19 protein-coding genes are annotated in these 19,179 nt (G+C 60.0%); 14 read left to right on the forward strand and 5 right to left on the reverse strand.

The features are described from left to right. The first annotated feature begins 20 nt into the window (after positions 1–20). Together ddh and AB7C87_RS06580 are read left to right on the forward strand one after the other, a co-directional pair. A complete protein-coding gene (gene ddh / locus AB7C87_RS06575; protein WP_369728628.1) occupies positions 21–944 on the forward strand; it encodes a D-2-hydroxyacid dehydrogenase in 924 nt (307 codons plus the stop codon). A 2-nt stretch (positions 945–946) separates the two neighbouring features. Continuing rightward, on the forward strand, positions 947–1,477 hold the full coding sequence (locus AB7C87_RS06580; RefSeq protein ID WP_369728629.1) for a GNAT family N-acetyltransferase: 531 nt from the start codon (positions 947–949) through the stop codon (positions 1,475–1,477). 121 nt (positions 1,478–1,598) lie between these two features. Here AB7C87_RS06580 and AB7C87_RS06585 read toward each other — a convergent pair whose 3' ends face one another. Next, positions 1,599–2,375 (reverse strand): inositol monophosphatase family protein, encoded by a 777-nt coding sequence (locus AB7C87_RS06585; RefSeq protein WP_369728630.1) that lies wholly within the window; start codon positions 2,373–2,375, stop codon positions 1,599–1,601. Between the two features lie 159 nt (positions 2,376–2,534). On the opposite strand from AB7C87_RS06585, the gene AB7C87_RS06590 reads away from it, so the two are divergent. From AB7C87_RS06590 to AB7C87_RS06630, 9 genes are all read left to right on the forward strand, one after another. Further along, complete coding sequence (locus AB7C87_RS06590; protein ID WP_369728631.1) at positions 2,535–3,329, forward strand: sugar phosphate isomerase/epimerase family protein; 795 nt, start codon at positions 2,535–2,537, stop codon at positions 3,327–3,329. A gap of 497 nt (positions 3,330–3,826) precedes the next feature. Beyond that, a complete protein-coding gene (locus tag AB7C87_RS06595) occupies positions 3,827–5,416 on the forward strand; it encodes an ABC transporter substrate-binding protein (protein ID WP_369728632.1) in 1,590 nt (529 codons plus the stop codon). 27 nt (positions 5,417–5,443) lie between these two features. Next, positions 5,444–6,403 (forward strand): ABC transporter permease, encoded by a 960-nt coding sequence (locus AB7C87_RS06600; protein WP_369728633.1) that lies wholly within the window; start codon positions 5,444–5,446, stop codon positions 6,401–6,403. Further along, the gene (locus AB7C87_RS06605) at positions 6,400–7,335 is read left to right on the forward strand and encodes an ABC transporter permease (protein ID WP_369728634.1); all 936 of its coding nucleotides are present in this window, start codon (positions 6,400–6,402) and stop codon (positions 7,333–7,335) included. Before AB7C87_RS06600 ends, AB7C87_RS06605 begins: the two co-directional genes overlap by 4 nt. Continuing rightward, complete coding sequence (locus AB7C87_RS06610) at positions 7,332–8,372, forward strand: ABC transporter ATP-binding protein (protein WP_369728635.1); 1,041 nt, start codon at positions 7,332–7,334, stop codon at positions 8,370–8,372. Before AB7C87_RS06605 ends, AB7C87_RS06610 begins: the two co-directional genes overlap by 4 nt. After that, positions 8,369–9,688, forward strand: coding sequence for an ABC transporter ATP-binding protein (locus AB7C87_RS06615; RefSeq protein WP_369728636.1), 1,320 nt, complete (start codon positions 8,369–8,371; stop codon positions 9,686–9,688). The genes AB7C87_RS06610 and AB7C87_RS06615 overlap by 4 nt, the downstream gene beginning before the upstream one ends. Then, the gene (locus tag AB7C87_RS06620) at positions 9,678–10,700 is read left to right on the forward strand and encodes an AbrB/MazE/SpoVT family DNA-binding domain-containing protein (RefSeq protein ID WP_369728637.1); all 1,023 of its coding nucleotides are present in this window, start codon (positions 9,678–9,680) and stop codon (positions 10,698–10,700) included. The genes AB7C87_RS06615 and AB7C87_RS06620 overlap by 11 nt, the downstream gene beginning before the upstream one ends. Before the next feature lie 301 nt (positions 10,701–11,001). Beyond that, positions 11,002–11,472, forward strand: coding sequence for an NUDIX hydrolase (locus AB7C87_RS06625; RefSeq protein WP_369728638.1), 471 nt, complete (start codon positions 11,002–11,004; stop codon positions 11,470–11,472). Between the two features lie 193 nt (positions 11,473–11,665). After that, positions 11,666–12,859, forward strand: coding sequence for an ABC transporter substrate-binding protein (locus AB7C87_RS06630; protein ID WP_369728639.1), 1,194 nt, complete (start codon positions 11,666–11,668; stop codon positions 12,857–12,859). A 223-nt stretch (positions 12,860–13,082) separates the two neighbouring features. On the opposite strand, the gene AB7C87_RS06635 is transcribed toward AB7C87_RS06630, so the two are convergent. The 3 genes from AB7C87_RS06635 to AB7C87_RS06645 form a co-directional block, all read right to left on the reverse strand. After that, complete coding sequence (locus AB7C87_RS06635; protein WP_369728640.1) at positions 13,083–13,643, reverse strand: GrpB family protein; 561 nt, start codon at positions 13,641–13,643, stop codon at positions 13,083–13,085. A gap of 210 nt (positions 13,644–13,853) precedes the next feature. Further along, complete coding sequence (locus tag AB7C87_RS06640) at positions 13,854–14,522, reverse strand: DUF8453 domain-containing protein (RefSeq protein ID WP_369728641.1); 669 nt, start codon at positions 14,520–14,522, stop codon at positions 13,854–13,856. 422 nt (positions 14,523–14,944) lie between these two features. Next, a complete protein-coding gene (locus tag AB7C87_RS06645) occupies positions 14,945–15,241 on the reverse strand; it encodes a winged helix-turn-helix domain-containing protein (protein WP_502260046.1) in 297 nt (98 codons plus the stop codon). Between the two features lie 393 nt (positions 15,242–15,634). Here AB7C87_RS06645 and AB7C87_RS06650 point away from each other — a divergent pair, with 393 nt between their 5' ends. After that, entirely contained in the window at positions 15,635–15,817 is a 183-nt protein-coding gene (locus AB7C87_RS06650) for a hypothetical protein (RefSeq protein ID WP_369728643.1), read from the forward strand. After that, the gene (locus AB7C87_RS06655) at positions 15,810–16,499 is read left to right on the forward strand and encodes a zinc ribbon domain-containing protein (RefSeq protein ID WP_369728644.1); all 690 of its coding nucleotides are present in this window, start codon (positions 15,810–15,812) and stop codon (positions 16,497–16,499) included. Before AB7C87_RS06650 ends, AB7C87_RS06655 begins: the two co-directional genes overlap by 8 nt. Before the next feature lie 575 nt (positions 16,500–17,074). On the opposite strand, the gene engB is transcribed toward AB7C87_RS06655, so the two are convergent. Beyond that, the gene (gene engB, locus AB7C87_RS06660) at positions 17,075–17,692 is read right to left on the reverse strand and encodes a GTP-binding protein EngB (protein WP_369728645.1); all 618 of its coding nucleotides are present in this window, start codon (positions 17,690–17,692) and stop codon (positions 17,075–17,077) included. A 133-nt stretch (positions 17,693–17,825) separates the two neighbouring features. Here engB and AB7C87_RS06665 point away from each other — a divergent pair, with 133 nt between their 5' ends. Continuing rightward, positions 17,826–19,127 carry a TIGR00341 family protein gene (locus tag AB7C87_RS06665; RefSeq protein ID WP_369728646.1) on the forward strand — a complete coding sequence of 434 codons (1,302 nt, stop codon included), beginning with the start codon at positions 17,826–17,828 and terminating at the stop codon, positions 19,125–19,127. The last annotated feature ends 52 nt before the right edge of the window (positions 19,128–19,179 follow it).

Below are 19,179 nucleotides of genomic sequence, written 5' to 3' on the forward strand. Positions count from 1 at the left end.
CGCCGTTCGTATCGGCGGCCATGCAGTTCGAACTCGAGCGACTCGGCGTTCACGAATCGGTCGATCAGGTCTTTCCGTCGGCGGAGCTGTCGGCGTACCTCTCGGATCTGCCGGTCGACGTCGTCGGCGACGAGGCGGTCCCCGACTGCGATGCCGTCGTCACCCTCGAGCACCGCGAAGCCTTCCTCGAGGTCGGCTGGGTTCACTCGGTTCAGGCGGGCGTCGATCGCTTCCCCTTCGAGGAGTTCGAGTCAAACGACGTCGTGCTCACCAACAGCACCGGAATCCACGACCGGACGGTCGGCGAGACGGTCGCGGGCTACCTGCTCGCGTTCTCCCGGCGGCTCCACGAGCACGTCGCGAACGGGACCGAGCGTCGGTGGGACCAGCCGGCCTGGGACGACGCCTTCACGCTTCCGGGGACGAGCGCCTGTGTCGTCGGCACTGGAACGCTCGGTAGTGGCGTCGCCGACGTCCTCGGTGCCCTCGGTGTTTCCGTCACGGGCGTTCGGCGCTCCGGCGATCCCGTCCCCGGCTTCGAGGAGGTGTACGCCAACGACGACCTGCTCGAGGCCGTCGCCGACGTCGAGTTCGTGATCGTGACGCTTCCGTTGACCGACGAGACCCACCACCTGATCGACGCCGACGTCTTCGAGGCGATGGACGAGGAGGCGCGCTTCGTCAACGTCGGCCGCGGTCCGGTCGTCGACCAGGACGCGCTGACCGACGCGCTCGAGTCGGGTTCGATCGCCGGCGCCGCGCTCGACGTCTTCGAGACCGAGCCGCTCCCCGAGGAGTCGCCGCTGTGGGGGATGGACGAGGTGATCGTCACGCCCCACTGTGCGGCCTTTACCGAGGACTACTTCCGGGATACGGGCGACATCGTCCGGGAGAACGTCGACCGCCTCGAGTCCGGCGAGGCGTTTCACAACCGGGTGGTGTGACGGTGAGCGGCGAGGACGAATCGATCGGTCCGAACGGGGTTCGCGTCCGCGAGGCGACGGCGACCGACGCCGTCGACGTCGAGGACGTCCACGCGGCGGCGATTCGCGAACTCGGGAGCGACGCGTACGACGACCGGCGGATCGAGGCCTGGTGCTCGCACGTCCACTCGGAACGGTACCCGGTCGGCGAGTCGGGGTTCCGGGTCGTCGTCGCCGACCGCGACGGGGAGATCGTCGGCTTCGGCCTGCTCGAGTGCGACCCGAGCGACCTCGAGGCGTCGACGGGCGAGATCGGGGCCGTCTACGTCCACCCCGACGACGCCCGTGACGGCATCGGCAGCGCGATCCTGGCCGATCTCGAGGACGCCGCTCGCGAGAGCGGGCTCGAGGCGCTCGAACTCACCGCCTCGCGGAACGCGATTCCGTTCTATCGACGCCGGGGATACGAGGGGTGTGAGACGGTCTTCCTCGAGATGCAGGAGGGCGTGAGACTCGAGTGTCTGCGGATGCGAACGCGGCTGAGTCCGGCGTGATCACGCGGGTAAGCCACGGGCGAACCCACCGCGATCGTCTCCGGCGTTCACGACGATGGTTCTCGAGACGGCCACCGACGACTGGTGGTCGCGGGTGCGTTCGCATCTCGTAGCTGGGATCTCAGAACTGAACAGTTTCGAGTAACAGATCGTGAACCGACCCGTTAGAGGCGACGAGCCCGTCGCTATCGTGGCGCCAGTGGTCACCGTCAGTGTCGGTCACCACCCCACCCGCGCATCGAACGAGGTGAACGCCGGCGACGGTGTCCCACGGATTTCCACGATTGTTCGATACGACGCCGTCAACGGCACCGGAAGCGAGCAACGCGAGTTCGAGTTGCGTCGAGCCGTATCGTTTGAGGTCCCCAAATCGTGATGTGATTGCTTCACAGACAGTAGCGTACTCGTCTCGCGAATCGTAATCCCACCAGAGTGTCGGGACGACGTCACACCGTTGTGGATCCGAAACATCGCTCACGGAGGCGGCGGCCTCGTCGTAGGTCGTCGTGGTGTCGTCAGCGACGAACGCGTCATCGGTAGTCGGCGCGACGGTGGAGGCAGCGACGGGCTCGCCGTCGATGACACACGCCACGCTCGTCGTCCAGAGGGGGACACCTCGAACGAAGTTGTTCGTTCCATCGATCGGATCTACGATCCAATTCGGGCCGTCGGAACTGAGCGTTGTTTGAACCCCTTCCTCTTCGGCAACGATGCGTTCGCCCTCGAATGCAGATCTGATCTCGTCGACGGCGGTCGCTTGCGCTTCGTGATCCGCGCGGGTAACCACGTCCGTCTTATCGCTTTTCGTACTGACCTCGAGATCCGCCCCAAAGTACGAATTAGCCGTCTCAGCACCAACAGTCGCAGCACGCGTTGCAATCTCGGCTCGATTTTCCATACGCTCTCGAGCGGTGCTCTCGATCCGACGGAAATAGTCGTTTTGTTTTTCCCATACGTATATTATGTATCTATGTGGCCAATTCTACGTAGGTTATATAGTGCTATTTAAAACAAATGGCAAGATCAAAATCAATCACACGAAGTCGGAGTAGTAGTCATGCAATCGACTGCCACCGGATTCGTTACGGACATCAACGTCCCGTTCGACCGATCGACAGCCGTCGCAAGTGAACTCGAGTTCGAGTTTATCGAACTGTTCATGGAGGGGCGGTTTGCTAGAACAGCAATCGAACGTGATCGAGAAACGTATCGTGATCTCCTTGAGCAGAACGACCTCGACCTGATCGTTCACCTGCCGTTTTCGCTCGATATCGGATCGCCGTTCGAACGGGTACGGGACGCGTCGGTGGCCGAACTCGCCGACTGTTTGCAGATCGCGTCCGAGCTCGGCGCAACGAAAGCAGTGGTCCATCCGACGGCTGCCGTCTGGGACAAAGCGTGGGATGCCTCCGAACTCAGACCGCTAATCGTCGAGTCGATCTCTCGATTGACCGAGACTGCACGGGAGTGTGATATCGAACTCTGTGCGGAGAACATCTTCGGAACGGCGTTTACGCTCGCGGAGATCGATGCGTTGCTGGAAGCGACGGACGTTTCCATGACGCTCGATACAGGTCACGCACGCATCACTGGCTACACTGGCGAGGAACTCTCGTCTTTCGTGACGGAGTACGCCGACCGCATCTCACACGTCCATCTGAACGATTCACGGTATCCGGAGGATGAACACCTCCCATTCGGTTCCGGAACGGTGGATTTTGCCGCACTATTCGATACACTCCGACAGTGTGAGTGGGGAGGGACGCTCTCACTCGAGGTCCATACGGATAATCTCGAGTACATTCGGGCGAGCAAGCGGAACTTCGATGCAGTGTGGCAATCCGTGGAGTAACACTGCGGTAGCCACAGAACGTCGGTGGAGGACCAATCTCACCGCCTCCGTATAATCGACGTCTACTGACGTTCGACGGTCACCCTATCGTCTCGAACGATCTGTTCAGATGTGCTGATGTCTCTGATACGGATTGCTGTCCCGACCTGTCGATACAACCGCAAACGGGTTGCTGTATGCCGGTACTGATGGAGGGGTGTCCGTCTGAGCGGGATTGGCGATCCCCGTGTTCAGCAGGAACGTGTTTTCATCCGGGAGGATACTAATTTAAATAACTGGCGAATTTATGAACGTCTATCGGTATATATGTTACATAGTGGTATGTTTAATACGAGTTCATTGGTATTTCTGTAGAGAGATACTATAAACGTTCATCTGGGTTTGGGGGAATCCCTTGTACCGTCGAACTGATGAAAAAGCCCGATAATACGGTCACGGATCCGCGGGATATCGATCCTGCAGATCTCCAGGGACCAACGATTGACCGTAGAACAACCATGTCTTTGCTTACCGGTGCAGGCCTGGTTGGGATTGCGGGTTGTCTAACAGATACCGACTCGACCCCGGAGGGCGGCGATAGCACCTCGGCGTCGGGGGAGGACGATACCGACAGTGGAAGCCGCTCGGGCGGCGAGATCACGGTTGGCTGGTACGAACAGAACATCGACAACCTCGACCCCCACTACGTTACGAACGGCGAACACTTTCAGGTCGTGCCGAACATCTGTAGTGGGCTGACGATGATGACGCCGGAAGTCGAGTTACAGGGTGATCTGGCCGAAAACTGGTCCGTCGAAGCGGACGGCGCTCGCATCGTTTACAACCTCCGTGAGGACGTGAGGTTTCACAACGGTGACCAGTTTACAGCGGACGACGTGGCATTTAGCATCGAACGTTCAGTCTCCGAAGAGGCACCGAATTCTGACCTCATCGCGCCACTCAAACCGATCGACGACGGCGGCGTGGTGGTCGTCGACGAGTACACCGTCGAAGTGGAGTTCGAGGAGCCGTTCATCCCCGGATTGATCTATCTGAGCCGAGAGGGGCGTGCGGCAAACATTATCAATCAGCGAGCGCTCGAGGAGATGGGCCGCGAGGACTTCCAGCGAACGCCGGTCGGCACCGGCCCGTTCGAAGTTACCGCTCACGACGTCGGTGAGCGTATCGTTCTCGAGGCGTTCGACGAGTATTATCGAACCGATGACGGGAACCAGTTACCGTATCTCGACAGGATCGAAATTAGGCCGATACCCGAGGCAGGGACGATATCCAACGCCTTACAGAGCGGGGACGTGGACTTCATCAACGAGGTCCCGCTCGAGAACGCGTCTCGGATTCGGGACGATTCCGATCTCGTGACACACGAGCGGCCGGATTTGAACTTCTACACTCTCTCGATGAACACCGAGGTCGAGCCGTTCGATTCTCGGACCGCCCGTCGCGGAATCACGAAACTCATCGATTCGGAACAGCTCGTCGAAGAGGGGTTTTTCGGTAACGCCAACGCGGAGCCTACACTCTTTACACCCGCACTCGAATGGGTGTATCGCGACTGGGAAGAGAAGGCACAGGACCAGGCGTACGATCCCGACGAGGGTATGCGGTTGCTCCGGGAAGCCGGGGCCGAGGATGCGAGCATTACGCTTCTCGCGGACAATCGGACGCTCCGATTGATAGAGATCATCCAGCGACAGTTGAGCGAGGCAGGCCTCGACGTCGATATCGACCAGGTTTCGACCTCGGTGTACTGGGATCGAGTCGGCGAAGCAGACGCGGTTGTGACGTGGTCGTCGGGTGATTACGATCCGGACGTTGGCATTTATCGGAACTTCCGAAGCGACGGAGCCTGGAACGATACCAGGTGGGGAGATTCCCGTATCGACGAGTTGCTCGACGCCCAGCGGACGGCCGCTGACAGGGACGAACGGCGCGACATGCTCTGGGAGATCGAGGATACGCTCATTCGAGAGGCCCCAGTTGCGTTTCTAATGCACAGAGAGGACGTCGTCGGACACCGCGCCCATCTGGACGGCTTCGTTCACGTTCCCTTCCAGCGCCGGTTGGAGTACCTGTACCGGACCGACTGACAATCACGATCTTACGGTAATTCAGTTATGAAACGCTATCTGTTAGCCCGACTTGGACAGTCGGTCGTGTTGGTCTGGTTAGTTGCAACGGTCGTCTTCTTCTGGGTTCGATTGCTTCCGGGTGGCCCCTTTCAGACGATGTTTGGACGCCACGCCACGCCGGAAACCGTCGCACGGATGAACGCTGAGTTCGGTATCGATCAGCCCCTTTACGTTCAGTACGTGGCGTGGATGCGGGATCTGATACTGCTCGATTGGGGACGAAGTGTTACCAGCGGCGAACAGGTAACGACGATCCTCCTTCAGGCGGCGCCCCAATCGTTCTCGATCGCGTTCGTTGGTGCGGTATTCGGGCTCTCGCTTGCGATCCCAGCCGCAATCATCAGCACGATCCATCGAAACGAGCTTCCGGACAACGTCGCGACCGTCGCCGCGTATCTCGGACTCTCGATGCCCTCGTTTTTCATCGGCATCGTCCTCGCACTGGTGTTCGGCGTGCGCCTCGGCTGGTTTCCGGTCTTCGGTTACACGCCTCTGCGCGAGGGGATCGGTCCCTGGTTGCGATCCGTTCTCCTCCCTTCGATCGCCGTCGGACTCCCGTACGGTGCGGTCGTAATGCGAATGATGCGGTCGTCACTCGCCGACACTCTCCGAGCACCCTATCTACGTACCGCACGTGCGAAGGGCGTAAACGGACGCGTGCGGTTGTTCAAACACGCGTTACAAAACGCGCTCTTGCCAGTCGTCACGGTCGCTGGTATCCAGTTTGGGATCATCGTTGTCGGGACCGTTACCGTCGAGTTCGTCTTCGGAATCAACGCCCTCGGGCGGTTGCTGGTCGGTTCGATCTTAGAGCGGAACTATCCAGTCACACAGGGTGTGATTATCTTCATCGCGACAGTGATGATCTGTCTCAACCTGCTCGTCGATCTAACGTACACCGTTCTCGATCCGAAAATATCGTACGGGGGTGAGAACAGCCTATGAGTCCGACGACCGATTCGTCGTCGAACGACGTCGCGTCGAGTACGGGTTCCGACACTGTCGTCCAGAACGCGTTCGCCGACCGGTATACGCTACTTGGCGGCATCGGCGTCCTCGTGGTCGTTCTCGTCAGCATCTTTGCGCCGTACATCGCACCGACGGATCCGCAGGCAACGTTCGAGCTGATGACTCCGCCGAACGGTTACTCCGAGGGTGACTTTACCAACGACGGGACAATCGACCGCGTTTGGCACCCTCTGGGAACTGATTCGCAGGGTCGGGACATCCTCACGGAGCTCGTCTACGGTGCTCGAATCTCGCTGTTGGTCGCCTTCGCCACGGTTGGGTTCGCGTTCGTCGTCGGAACCGCGATCGGTCTTCTCGCCGGCTACTACCGGGGATGGATCGACTCGTTGTTGATGCGGTACGTCGACTTTCAATGGGCCTTTCCGGAACTGGTTCTGGCGATCGCGATCATCGCCATCGCGGGGGGGATCGGTGTCGTTCCGGTCATCATCGCCGTCGGGTTCGCGTTCATTGACGACTTCGCTCGTATCGTTCGAAGTGAGGTGCTCAAGATACGAGAAGAGGCGTACGTGACCGCGGCCCGGGCCGTCGGAATGAGTCCACGCCGGATTATGATTCGCGAAATTCTTCCGAACGTGACCGGGACGATAACGGTACAAACCACGCTACTCGTCCCCATTGCAATCCTTTGGGAGGCCGGGTTATCGTTTATCGGCGTCGGCGTCGCGCCGACGACGCCGACGTGGGGGCTATTGCTCTCCGACGGCCGACAGTTCATCAACGAGGCGTGGTGGATCAGCGTTCTCCCCGGTCTGGCGATTCTTGTAACTGTGCTATCGTTTACACTGCTCGGTGAAGGTCTCAGAGAGGCGTTCGACGTAAGCGACCGCGAGGTGAAAGACCGGTGACCGTTCTCGAAGTCGAAGCGCTTCGAACGGAGTTTCCGACGAAAAACGGTCCGATCCGCGCCGTCGCCGGCGTCGATCTTCAGGTTCCCGCTGGCGAAATCGTCGGCCTCGTCGGCGAAAGCGGAAGCGGAAAAACGGTGCTGGCCGAGAGTATCATGGGAATCGTCGAGGAACCCGGTCGGGTCACCGCCGGAGACGTCCGGCTCAACGGCGAATCGCTTCTCTCGAAAACCGAGACCGAACTCGAGTCGATCCGTGGGAACAACGTTTCGATGGTGTTTCAGGATCCGATGAACAGCCTGAATCCGACGATACCCGTCGGCGAGCAGGTTGCTGAGACGATTCGACTTCACCAGGATATTGGAGAATCAGTGACGTTGCCCGCCGAATTCAAGCGGAAACTGCTCGGGACGGCGACCGACACAGTGTCCTGGCAGAAAAGTATCGAAATGCTCGAGACGGTCGGAATCCCCGAACCAAGCACTCGAGCGACGAACTATCCCCACGAGTTTAGCGGCGGGATGCGCCAACGTGCCCTCATCGCGATTGCGCTCTCGTGTGAACCTGATCTGCTGATCGCCGACGAGCCGACGACGGCGCTCGACGTGACGACGCAGGCCCAGATCCTCGACGAGTTAGAAGCGCTCGCCGGGGCGTTCGATACGGCGGTCCTCATGATCACCCACGACCTCGCCGTCGTCTCGGAGCTGTGTGAGGTCGTCAACGTCATGTACGCCGGAGAGATCGTCGAACGGGCTCGACCCAGGGAGCTGTTCGAGCGGCCCCAACACCCGTATACGAGGGGATTGCTCGATAGCGTCCCTCGGCTCGATGGCACACAGTCGCTCGAGTCGATACCTGGAGACGTCCCCGAGATTCTCGGTGAACCGACCGGCTGTACGTTCGCTCCGCGGTGTCCGGAAGCGACCAACGAGTGTCGCGAGATACGCCCGTCGATGCGGACCGTACGCGACGGCGATCACCAGACAGCCTGTCTCAAACGAGACGCGGTACGGACGGAGATGATCGAGAGATGAAACAACGTGTCGAACGAACGGCGTCGGCTCCTCCTGTAACTGACGGAGACGAAATCATCGAAATTCGAGGATTGAAAAAGCACTTTCAGTCGTCGACGGGGTTGGTCGATCAGTTGTTCGGAGAATCGACCGTCGTACGCGCCGTCGACGGCGTCGATCTAACGATACGAAACGGTGAAACGATCGCGGTCGTCGGCGAAAGCGGTTGTGGGAAGAGTACGTTGGCGAAGACGCTGTTGAAGCTCCACGAACCAACCGCCGGGTCGATCACATACCGTGGGACGGATCTGGCCGATCTCTCTCAGTCGGAGATGCGCCCGTTTCGCCGGGAGATGCAGATGATCCTTCAGGATCCACTGGGATCGCTCAATCCCAGCAAGACTGTCGGAGAGATCGTCACGGCTCCACTGGAAGTACACGGTATCGGGTCCGATTCCACGGACCGCAGAACGCGCGCTGTCGAGTTGCTCGAACGGGTCGGCCTCGGGGCCGATCACTTCAATCGAAGTCCGCGACAGCTATCCGGTGGTCAACAGCAACGAGTCGGTATCGCGAGGGCGCTTGCAGTCGAACCCGAGTTTCTGGTCGCCGATGAACCCACCTCTGCACTCGACGTAAGCGTACAGGCGAAGGTTCTGAATCTCCTCGACGAACTGACCGACGAACACGGGAGTGCAATGTTGTTTATTGCACACGATCTGAGCACCGTTCGCCACATCGCAGACCGTGTCGCGGTGATGTACCTGGGTGAAATTGTGGAGTGTGCACCAGTCGACGAACTGTTCGACGCTCCGAAACATCCATACACGAAAGCACTCCTTTCTGCGGTTCCCCGAATCAATCCAACGGACCGAACGGAGCGGATCCGACTGGACGGAACCGTCCCATCGCCGATGGATCCGCCGAATGGGTGTCGGTTCCATACGCGGTGTCACGAACTCGTTCCACCGCCGGAGTGGACCGGAACCCAAGAGCAGTTCAGGCGAGTGTTCACGTTCCGAACGAGCGTTCTCTCGGAGCGAATCGATGTCGAGAGCCTACGAACGCGCGCCAGCCAACACGGTGAGGACGTTTCGACCGAAGAGACCGCTCGATTGCTCCTCGAGGAGGTCTATCCTGGCGATCCTCACGACCTCCCAGCAGAAACGTACGAGGTCGTGTGGTCTGTCAGCCTCGCACTCGTAGAGAATAACGAACACGACGCCAAGAAAATGGTCAGAGAGCGGTTTCAGACACCGTGTGAGCGAAACCAACCGGAGCATCACTATCCGACTCGTGACCATCTCGTACGCTGTCACAAGCACGATGGCAACTAATTCAGAGACGAACGGACACTCCCGTGTGGAACCGGTCGAACGAAAAGTCCAACTCACTGGCGGATCGACGTACACGGTCTCGCTTCCGAAAGCGTGGGCGGACCAACAACAGATCGAGGCCGGCTGTCCGGTCAATCTGTACCCTGCCGAGGACCAACTGGTCGTTACACGACGCGAGCGGACCGTCGAGGAGAATCCCCACGATACGTCGATTGCTGCTGATAAATACGACACGGTCGCGCTCGTATCCACCATCGAGTCGATGTACACCGCCGGACGTGACTTGATTCGGATCGAACGTATCGACGAGACAGCGAAGCGCCGGGCCGTTACCAAGGCGGTTCGGCAGTTCGTCGGGCTCGAAATCGTCTCCGAGAGCGAACGCCGTCTCGTTGCGAAAAGCCTGCTTGACGTCGAGAAACTGACCCCAGAGCAGACGTTAGAACAGTTGAAACGAGCGTCACAAGAAGTACACCGCGAGGCGATCGAGGCCATCGTCGGGTCTGGTGGTTCGAACATTCACGTCTGTCGGCACATCGAGACCATCGATCGGCTGTGTGCTCTCCATTCACGACGATTTCAGTGGTCCTCAGCCGATCCCAGCACGATGGCCAACGGTGATCAGACGTCCCACATGGTATCGTATCTGGTGGCAGTACAACTGAAACGGATCGCCGAGCACGCAGCGAGGATTGCGGCTCTCGCTGACCGTTTCGAAAGATCGCCAGATCAGGACGTTCCTGTCACACTCGAAGCGTTCGACGAATCTGCTCGCGCGCTCCTCGATCGGGCGGTGTCCGGAGTGCTCGAGAGAGCGGCCAATCCGGGTTCCGTTCTCGTCGATGCGAACTCGTTGCTCGCTGAGATCGCGCCACAGGACGGACGATGCGACCGAACCCGGGGAGACGGCGGATCTTCGCTTGGATTAGCTCTCGAGGTGATCGCACATACGATAACTCGGTGTATCGATATCGTTACGGCGGAGTTACGGGAACAGTATCGCATCGATTGACGACGACGAGCTGAACGAGAGAACGCGCCACCACGCGTCGCGGAGAGCAAACGGCCGAAGGCCGTGATCCGGGACGCTCGAACTCACCGCCTCGCGGAACGCGACCGGCTTCTACGAACGACGAGAGTTGCGAGACGGTCTCCCTCGAGATCCAAGAGAGCGTGAGACTCGAGTGTCTGCGGATGCGAACGCGGCTGGGTCCGGCGTGATCCGCCTGTCGTCGACGTAATCTGGTTCGGCGCCGGTTTCAGTTCCACCGCGGATGGCCGACAGTTACGGTCCCCCGTTTCCTCTCGCCGGTATGGAAACGACGCGTCACTTCACGTCGACCGTCTACATCGTCAACGACGGAGCGACCGCCCTTCACGACCACAAGCGACTGGACCTGATGCTCCCGCCGGGCGGCCACGTCGACCGGGACGAACTCCCCCACCGCGCCGCGATTCGGGAGGTCCGAGAGGAGACCGGCCTCGAGCCCACCCTGCTGGCCGAGCCGGCGGCGGTCGACTCGCCCGACGGGCGCCCGCTTCCACAGCCCCACCACCAGATGCTCTACGATATCAACGTCCACGACGGCGAGGTCGGCCACCAGCACATCGACCTGATCTACTACGCGACGGTTCCGAGCCGCGATATCGCGCCGGCCGACGGCGAAGTGAGCCCGGACGACTGGCGGTGGTACGCGTCGCGTGACCTCCGCGAGAGCGACCTCCCCGAGGACAACGTGACGTTCGGCCTCGAGGCGATCGAGGCCGCTGGGCCGACAGCGTAACCGCTATTCGGATTCTCCGGAACTGCATTCGTCACGATACGCCGACTCGAGTGCGGGCAAGCACCTCGGCGAGTAGCGGCCGTTCGTCCTCGTCGGCTCTTCGCTCACTTCTATTGGCACGTTCTCCTCCGGCCAGTGCTTAGGCTGGCCTAAATCAATACGTTTTAACATTTTAGGTTAACCTAAATTCGCTATGGTACACAGACGGCGCGTACTCACCTCGAGTGCGACGCTCGTGGCAGCCGGCGTTGCCGGCTGTCTGGGCGACGACGATTCGAGGGGGGAGGATGATAGTTCCGAGACGAGCGAAACGGCCGAAACGAGTAGCGAATCCGGCGGGAACGGTGCTGAAAGCGGGGAGATCGAACCCTACGAGGTGTGTATCGAGCCCGCCGGCTGTCACACGTTCGAGGAAGTGCCGGAGACGTTCTTCACGATCCCCGGCGCGGCGGAGGACATGGCGATGTCGCTCGGTATCCAGGCGGACGCCCACGCCTATCCCGAGCGCAAGCCCTACAAGTTCTACGACCAGTTGCCGGGTGTCGAGCACGATCCCGACGAGATCTTCCAGTACGGTGAGGGCGAATCCGCCCGCAACTACGACAAGGAGATCTTCTACGAGGTCGATCCAGACGTCGTTCTGGCGGATCCGCGGATGCTTCAGTTCTACTCGAACTGGACCGCCGAGGACATGGCCGAGATCGAGCAGGCGGTCGCCCCGATCCTGGGATCGTACATCCGCAACGACTACGAGGGCGAGGACCCCTACTACACGCTGTACGAGCTGTTCGAGAGGATCGCCGAGATCTTCCAGCGACAGGCCCGGTACGAGGCGTGGGTCGACCTCCACGACGAGTTTATGGGCGAGATCGAATCGAATCTCCCGGACGGCGAGGGGCCGACCGTCGCCGTCTCCTGGCGCGGGATCCACGCCGAATCCGGCGATTTCTTCCCGGCGCCCATCCACCGGAAGCGAAACGACGCCCGGAGTTTCCACGATCTGGGCATGCGCGATGCGTTCGCCGAGTCGGGTCTCGAGCCCGAGGGTACGGTCGGCTACGAGACGCTGCTCGACCTCGACCCGGACTACATCGCCGCCTTCACTCTCTCGTCGATGACCGGCGAGGAGTGGCAGTCCCAGGTCGTCGAACCGCTCGAGGATAACCCGTCGGGGAGCCACCTGTCGGCCGTTCAGAACGGCAACGTCGTCCGTTCGTCCGGCCAGTTCATGGGACCGATCACGCACCTGTTCTCGACGGAGGCGCTCGCCAAGCAGGTCTACCCCGACCGGTTCGGCGAGTGGCCGGGAGATTCGGTCGACATCCCGGCGGACGAACGGCTGTTCGACCGCCAGCGCGTCGCCGACATCGTCAACGGGAACGTCTGACCGGATCGCCCGGCCCGGTTAGTCTCCCTCGAGCGGATCCACCCGCGGCCATCCGGTCGGTGCGGCCGACCGGCGCCCGTTCAGGGACGGACCCGAACGTCGCTCATAGGTACGCGCCGTCGCGCCCGCCCATCTGCGCGACGATCGTTCGGCCCCGTCCCGCCGCTCGGACGCGAGGATCTGCCCTCGCGTTTCCCTGCTGTTTTCGCCGCCTTCGAGTCCGTCAGGGCTCTCGAGTGTTCGCCTCGTTAGGGCTCTCGGCCTCCTCCCGTGCACTCTGGAGTACACTTCGCACGAACCGCGACTTCCGCTCGGTGTAGGCGGATCGGTCGTCGGGATAGTCGGCCGCCAGCTCCCGCTTTAGTTGGGCGTACTCGTCGGCTTTCGCCGGATTCGCCCGGAGATAGTCGCGAAACAGGAGTTGCTCGCGGTGCGTGTCGCTCCCGCGTTCGGTCACCGAGACGTAGTGTGTGCGGTCGTCTTCCGGACCCTTCGCGAAGAAGAGCCGATCCGAAACGGGGTCGTTCGGCCGAAACGCGTAGCCGCTGGCCTCGAGTCGGTCGATCCACCACGCCTCGTCTCCGTCCAGCGTGTCGGTGACAAGCAAGACGTCGACGATCGGCTTCGCGACCATGCCCTCGATCGCCGTGCTCCCGACGTGTTCGATCGTCGCGACCCGCTCGCCGACCGCGTCGCGCAGTCGCTCGGCTTCGGTCTCGAACGCCCGACGCCAGCCCTCGTCATAGGCGACGAGTTCGACGGTTCCGCGCTCGAGGCCGACCATACCGTCGAATTCGGCCGCCGATAAAACAATCTGTCGCCGCGATTTTGCGTCGGCACTCGAGGCTGTGGTTGGAAAAAGTCGGTGTCGGAACGTATGGTGGGAATGGGTTTGTGGGTTGGCAGATGTGGCTAAGGCCAGAGCAACAAACCAACCGCCCTACCACCGCTATGGTAGCTGTGGAAACGTTGGAGTTCAGAGAGAATCCAAATATTATGTGCCAAACTCATCAAGAGCTATTTCAGAAATAGACACATCTTTTCGATTGGTTGTCAAGTCATGTATGTCCGATTTTTCGAAATACTCTTCATATGTTTCTCCAGATATATTTTCAATTGTTTTCAATAATTCCACATAATGTGTCTCACCAGAAAGATCATCATATGTTAGATACACTGCAGGTCTACTTTCAATTCGTGTTGCACTCAATTGGTAATTCTCAGCAATGGATTTGACACGATTATTCACATGACTATCATGAGGAAACGTTTCGTATTTTATCTCAACTGAATAGAGATCAGCTTCTGAAGAGGGGAGGATTGTATTCAGTCCATGTCCATTAGAGAATTTAGTGTAATTACGTGATCTCTGGGGGTCCTGATCAGGTTCGCCGGATCCCATGAATAGGTGCATATTGAGTGCCGGTCCGTTCCCGATATTTTTGATTAGTGCCTCAAAATTGTCTTCAGAAATAAAAATATCCTCAAATACTAATACTGGCTGATGCTGGGTCTCTTGGAAGTCAGCTTGTTTCTCTAAAATATCTTTTTGAGAGTTTTGAATCCGTTGTTGTTTATTATACAACAAGACTAGTAATGCTGAGAGAAGAACCGCAATAGATCCCTCATAGTTCGATATATGGTCGTCCAATTGCTGTATCATATTTAGTCCACCATATAAAAAATCAGCTATTATGAAAGAAATGAATAGTAGAATTATGAATCTGAAAGAGTTAACAATTTTCATACTATTTAGAAGTATTGAATACGATTTTGTGATTGTATAGCCAATCATTCTCCCTAACTCCAACATCATAATTCGTGATTGGACCACAATTTGAAGTAACTTTCCGCTCATAACTTCTTGTTTGAACGGATCCCAAGGATCGTACGTCAAGAAACTCTGTTCACGAATATGAACAGGAACGGCAATTATTTGTGCCCATAACTAGTTCCCGTCATCAAGAATCCCATAACGCTTCTTCAGTATCCTCTTCGCGTAGGATATGTCTCAAATCACAACCAGACCGCATGAATAATAGATCCTGTATTCACCATCCGGTAGCCGCGTTCTGAGTAGATATCCTACTCGAGGTCGTCAACCGACTCGAGTTCGCTCGCGTCGAGTTCTTCATTGAGAAATGCCTCTCCCTCGTCGGTGATCCGATAGAGTCCTTGAGCTACACGCTCGACGAGGCCATAATCAGCCATCTTCGATAGACGGTTGCTTGCGTAGTTGGCAACAGTCACATCCAGTTGCTCGAGCGCGTTGGGAGTCATATTCCCTTCATCACGCATCGTCTCGAGTATTTTTTCGTCAACTGGACGCATCCACTCAGCTCGCTGTCTTACCACGCTCATTGGTGTCACTGTGGAACTCATAGTAGTATCGATGAGCGGTTATACAGAGTGTGTTCTTATAAATATACAACCAATTCCTACACTTCTACTGTGTACTCCACAGTAAATTATTAGTGGTCTACGCGATAACAAGAGCAGTGACCTGCCCTTTCGGGCCTGAAAGGTCCGACGTGGTACCAGCACGTCGGGGCGGGTCATCTCCCCTACAGGGATCGAACGACCCATGCGAAACGACAGCTTCCGAGCCCATAACTGTAGGGCTCACGAGCCAGGAGTATCGCCTGTCCACACTGATCAGCGTACCACTCAGTTTACCGCGAAGATACCGACCCGCCCACCCACAACTCACTACGCCGAAATTCTCGTAGCAAGTGACGACGCGATTTGCATCGAGCCAACAGGAGGTAGCCGCTGATGGTCCGTGGCGACTCGAGACACGGAAGCCCACAACTCACCACCAACAATCGGTGTCAGGACCTCGAGCAACGCGACACCACCATCACCCAGCCCACCGCCACCACCCACCCCACCGATACCGCAACCCCTGACGACATCCTCGAGCCAGAAACTACACCCCGCGGTGGTCGCGATGGCTAACGACCGCACCGCGATCGGCGTCGATATCGGCGAGTACAACCTCTACACTGCCTGCCCGGCGACGATACCGGACGACACCGGCGCGTACGCGGTCGACGGCGACGACGTCTGTGCCGAACTCGACGAGTTGCGCGCACAGGCCGCCGCCCTGCTCGGCAGCGACTACGGCCGCGAGACCATCGTCGCCTACGTACGGGACCGTCGTGACGCCCTCCTCGAGGAGATCGACGAGGCGGCACAAACGATCTGCGAGTACGCAACTCAATCCGCCGATCCCGTCCTGGTCACCGAGGATAGCAACCACGAGACCGACCTCTGGGCGTGGCTGACCGACCCCGACGCACACCGCGGGACGGCGTGGCTCATCCCGGCCGCCCACCGCCGGCTTCGCTGGGTGGCCGCCGAGTACGGCCTCGAGGTCGTAACGGTTCCAGAACGGTACTCCTCCCAGGAGTGTCACGCCTGTGGGGTCATCGGCGCTCGAGTGCAGAGCCAGACGTTCCACTGTACGAACCCTGACTGTCACGTCGAGACCATCGACGCCGACGCCAACGCCGCGGCGGTCCTGGCCCGGCGGTACTACCCCGGCCGACAGTGTGCCTACCGCCCGACGCGCCCAGTCGCTCCGGCCGACCGACCCGCAGTGCTGGCTGACGGCGGCCGACGCGAGCACGATGCCTAACGGCCGGCACTGCTCGAGCCCAACAGGCCCACCACGCTTTCGCGACCCGAGAAAGGCAGGCGTTACACCGAATTCACCGCGAACGACCGCAGGGAGTGAGCGGGCCGACTACACGTCACTATCCGACAGCAGCCACGAGCACGCCGCAGTCCGAACCGAACGCATCGCACGCAGACGACCGCCGAACTCGAGACCCTGCGCGAGCGAGTGACGGCCCTCGAGCACGAACTCGAGAACGGCGCACATCTGCTCGAGGCGACCGTCGACGAAACCGGGATCGACCCCGCCTCGAGAGCGTCATCCGCTCGAGGATGTGAACCCGCTCGACCCTCGAGAACCCCCGCCCGACCCCGGTGAGTGCTGTGGCCGGGAGCGCGCCTCGAGCGACTGCGAGAGGCGCGCGACCCGGGGAAGGGCAGGCGATACACCGGTTTCACCGCGAACGGCAACGCCGTGAGCGGGCCGACGACCGACCCAACAGCCGCGCCGTGCGCGGCTGGCGGGGAGGGAGGAGGCTTTTCATCAACGTTTTGCCGAGGGCGCGGCTTTGCCGCGCCCGCAGAGCAAAAGGTTGTTTAGAAGAATTTGAACAGATCGTCCCGCTCTTGCTCGTGGAGGTGGTCGCGGACGGCCTCGTTCAGTGGCTCGATTTTTCCCTGTTTGGCCCTGATGGGTGCGATCGTCCCCTGCCACTGCTTCCAGGGTGGGAGCAGGCCGAGGCGATCGCAGAGGGCGTTCAGCCGCTCGTCGCGGTCGTCGACTTTGTCCATCTTGTTGACGGCGACGACGGTCGGGATGCCGAGATCGCGCAGGAAGTGAAACATCTCGACGTCGTAGGGAATCTCGTCGGGGCCGGAGTGGCGGTCGATGATGTCGATCACGCTCTTGCCGTCGACGACCAAGATTGCGACGAGGACGTTGTCGGCGTACTCCTCCAGGTAGTGGACGATGTTGGTCTTGATCTCCTCGCGGTACTCTTCGTCGACGCCGCTCATGAAGCCGAAGCCGGGGAGGTCGGTGATGACGAAGTCCTCGGGCGCCCAGTCGTAGTGGTTGGGGTCGCGAGTGACCCCGGGTTTGCCGCCGGTGTCGAAGCTGTGGCCGGTCAGTTCGCGCATGAGCGTCGACTTCCCGACGTTGGAGCGACCGACCAGCGCGACCTCGCCCTCGCGGTTGGGACGTGTCTCGAACATACCGACCGTTGGATCGTCTCGAGGATATATGTGGCGTCACGGCTCGAGTCGACTGTCCATCCGCGCCGACGCGCCATCGCTACTCGTCGTCGATGACTGAAAGTTATGACCCCCCACCGTCTCAGGGTGTACTGTGCGGCTCGTACAGCTGACGGTTCCGACGGGTAAGCGAGAGACGATCCTCGAGACGCTGGACGACCGGGGGATCGACTACGTCGTGACCGACGAGGATAGCAATCGCGACTACACGGCTGTCGTCTACTTCCCGTTGCCGTCGCCGGCGGTCGAGGCGGTCCTCGACGAGCTCCAGGAGGCGGGGATCGACGAGGACGCATACACGGTCGTCGTCGACGCCGAGACGGTGGTCTCTCGGCGGTTCGAGTCGCTTCGTGAGGAGTACGAGAACGGCGACGTCGAGTCCGACCGGATCTCGAGACAGGAGCTGCAGGCCGAGGCGGAGTCGTTGACGCCGACGTTTGCGGTGTACGCGATCATGACGGTCATCAGCTCCGTCGTCGCGACGGCCGGGCTCTTGCTCGACTCGCCGGCGGTCGTCGTCGGTTCGATGGTGATCGCGCCGCTGATCGGGCCGGCACTCGGCGCGAGCGTCGGGACCGTGATCGACGACGAGGAACTGTTCTTCGAGAGTATCCGCTACCAGTTCGTCGGTATCGTCCTCGCGATCGCCGCGGCCGCGATCTTCGCCTGGCTGGTTCGAGTGACCAACGTCGTCCCGCCCGGTCTTGCCATCGGCGACGTCGACGAGATCTCCGAGCGGCTCGCTCCGGATCTCCTCTCGCTGGCGATCGCACTCGGTGCCGGCGTCGCGGGGATCATCAGCATCGCGACCGGGACGTCGGTCGCGCTCGTCGGCGTCATGATCGCCGCGGCGTTGATCCCGCCAGCGGCCGCGGCGGGTATCGCCATGGCCTGGGGACAGCCCTCGGCGGCGATCGGTTCGACCGTGCTCGTATTGGTGAACGTACTCTCGGTTAACCTCGCGGGTTTGCTCACGCTGTGGTACGCCGGCTACCGACCGGAGAACCTGTTCTCGCTCGGCCCGACCGAAGAGCGGGTCCGCCGGCGCATCGTCGGCTTCGGCGTGATCGTCCTCGTCTTTACCGTCTTCCTCGGGGCGATCACCTACTCGTCGTTCGCCGTCGCGTCGTTCGAGGAGAACGCTCGAGGCGAGGTCGAACTCGCCCTCGAAGACGGGGAGTTCGCCCAGTACCAGCTCCTCGAGCTCGAGGTGATTATGGACCAGGACTATCCGTTCCAGAGCCCGGAGCGGGTGATCGTGACGATCGGTGGGACTCCGGAGGAGCCGCCGCCGGAGTTGGCCGATACGTTACACGAGCGAATCAACCAACACGCGGAGGGTCCCGTCGACGTCGAGATCAGGTATATGGGCCTTCTCGAGCGGGAGGGTGGGTGACCGTCAGAACGAGGCTGTAACCGTCCGACCGTGGGACGACTCCGGTTGTAGA

Origin of the sequence: Natrarchaeobius versutus (assembly GCF_041205745.1) — an archaeon.
Taxonomy (GTDB): Archaea; Halobacteriota; Halobacteria; order Halobacteriales; family Natrialbaceae; genus Natrarchaeobius; species Natrarchaeobius versutus.

What these genes read in the sequence shown, in the direction of transcription:
- ddh (WP_369728628.1), top strand. Translation starts at nt 21, where the DNA reads ATGCAGTTCGAACTCGAGCGACTCGGCGTTCACGAATCGGTCGATCAG.
- AB7C87_RS06585 (WP_369728630.1), bottom strand. Translation starts at nt 2,375, where the DNA reads ATGGAAAATCGAGCCGAGATTGCAACGCGTGCTGCGACTGTTGGTGCT.
- AB7C87_RS06590 (WP_369728631.1), top strand. Translation starts at nt 2,535, where the DNA reads ATGCAATCGACTGCCACCGGATTCGTTACGGACATCAACGTCCCGTTC.
- AB7C87_RS06595 (WP_369728632.1), top strand. Translation starts at nt 3,827, where the DNA reads ATGTCTTTGCTTACCGGTGCAGGCCTGGTTGGGATTGCGGGTTGTCTA.
- AB7C87_RS06600 (WP_369728633.1), top strand. Translation starts at nt 5,444, where the DNA reads ATGAAACGCTATCTGTTAGCCCGACTTGGACAGTCGGTCGTGTTGGTC.
- AB7C87_RS06605 (WP_369728634.1), top strand. Translation starts at nt 6,400, where the DNA reads ATGAGTCCGACGACCGATTCGTCGTCGAACGACGTCGCGTCGAGTACG.
- AB7C87_RS06615 (WP_369728636.1), top strand. Translation starts at nt 8,369, where the DNA reads ATGAAACAACGTGTCGAACGAACGGCGTCGGCTCCTCCTGTAACTGAC.
- AB7C87_RS06620 (WP_369728637.1), top strand. Translation starts at nt 9,678, where the DNA reads ATGGCAACTAATTCAGAGACGAACGGACACTCCCGTGTGGAACCGGTC.
- AB7C87_RS06625 (WP_369728638.1), top strand. Translation starts at nt 11,002, where the DNA reads ATGGAAACGACGCGTCACTTCACGTCGACCGTCTACATCGTCAACGAC.
- AB7C87_RS06630 (WP_369728639.1), top strand. Translation starts at nt 11,666, where the DNA reads ATGGTACACAGACGGCGCGTACTCACCTCGAGTGCGACGCTCGTGGCA.
- AB7C87_RS06635 (WP_369728640.1), bottom strand. Translation starts at nt 13,643, where the DNA reads ATGGTCGGCCTCGAGCGCGGAACCGTCGAACTCGTCGCCTATGACGAG.
- AB7C87_RS06640 (WP_369728641.1), bottom strand. Translation starts at nt 14,522, where the DNA reads ATGATACAGCAATTGGACGACCATATATCGAACTATGAGGGATCTATT.
- AB7C87_RS06645 (WP_502260046.1), bottom strand. Translation starts at nt 15,241, where the DNA reads ATGAGTTCCACAGTGACACCAATGAGCGTGGTAAGACAGCGAGCTGAG.
- AB7C87_RS06650 (WP_369728643.1), top strand. Translation starts at nt 15,635, where the DNA reads ATGGTCCGTGGCGACTCGAGACACGGAAGCCCACAACTCACCACCAAC.
- AB7C87_RS06655 (WP_369728644.1), top strand. Translation starts at nt 15,810, where the DNA reads ATGGCTAACGACCGCACCGCGATCGGCGTCGATATCGGCGAGTACAAC.
- engB (WP_369728645.1), bottom strand. Translation starts at nt 17,692, where the DNA reads ATGTTCGAGACACGTCCCAACCGCGAGGGCGAGGTCGCGCTGGTCGGT.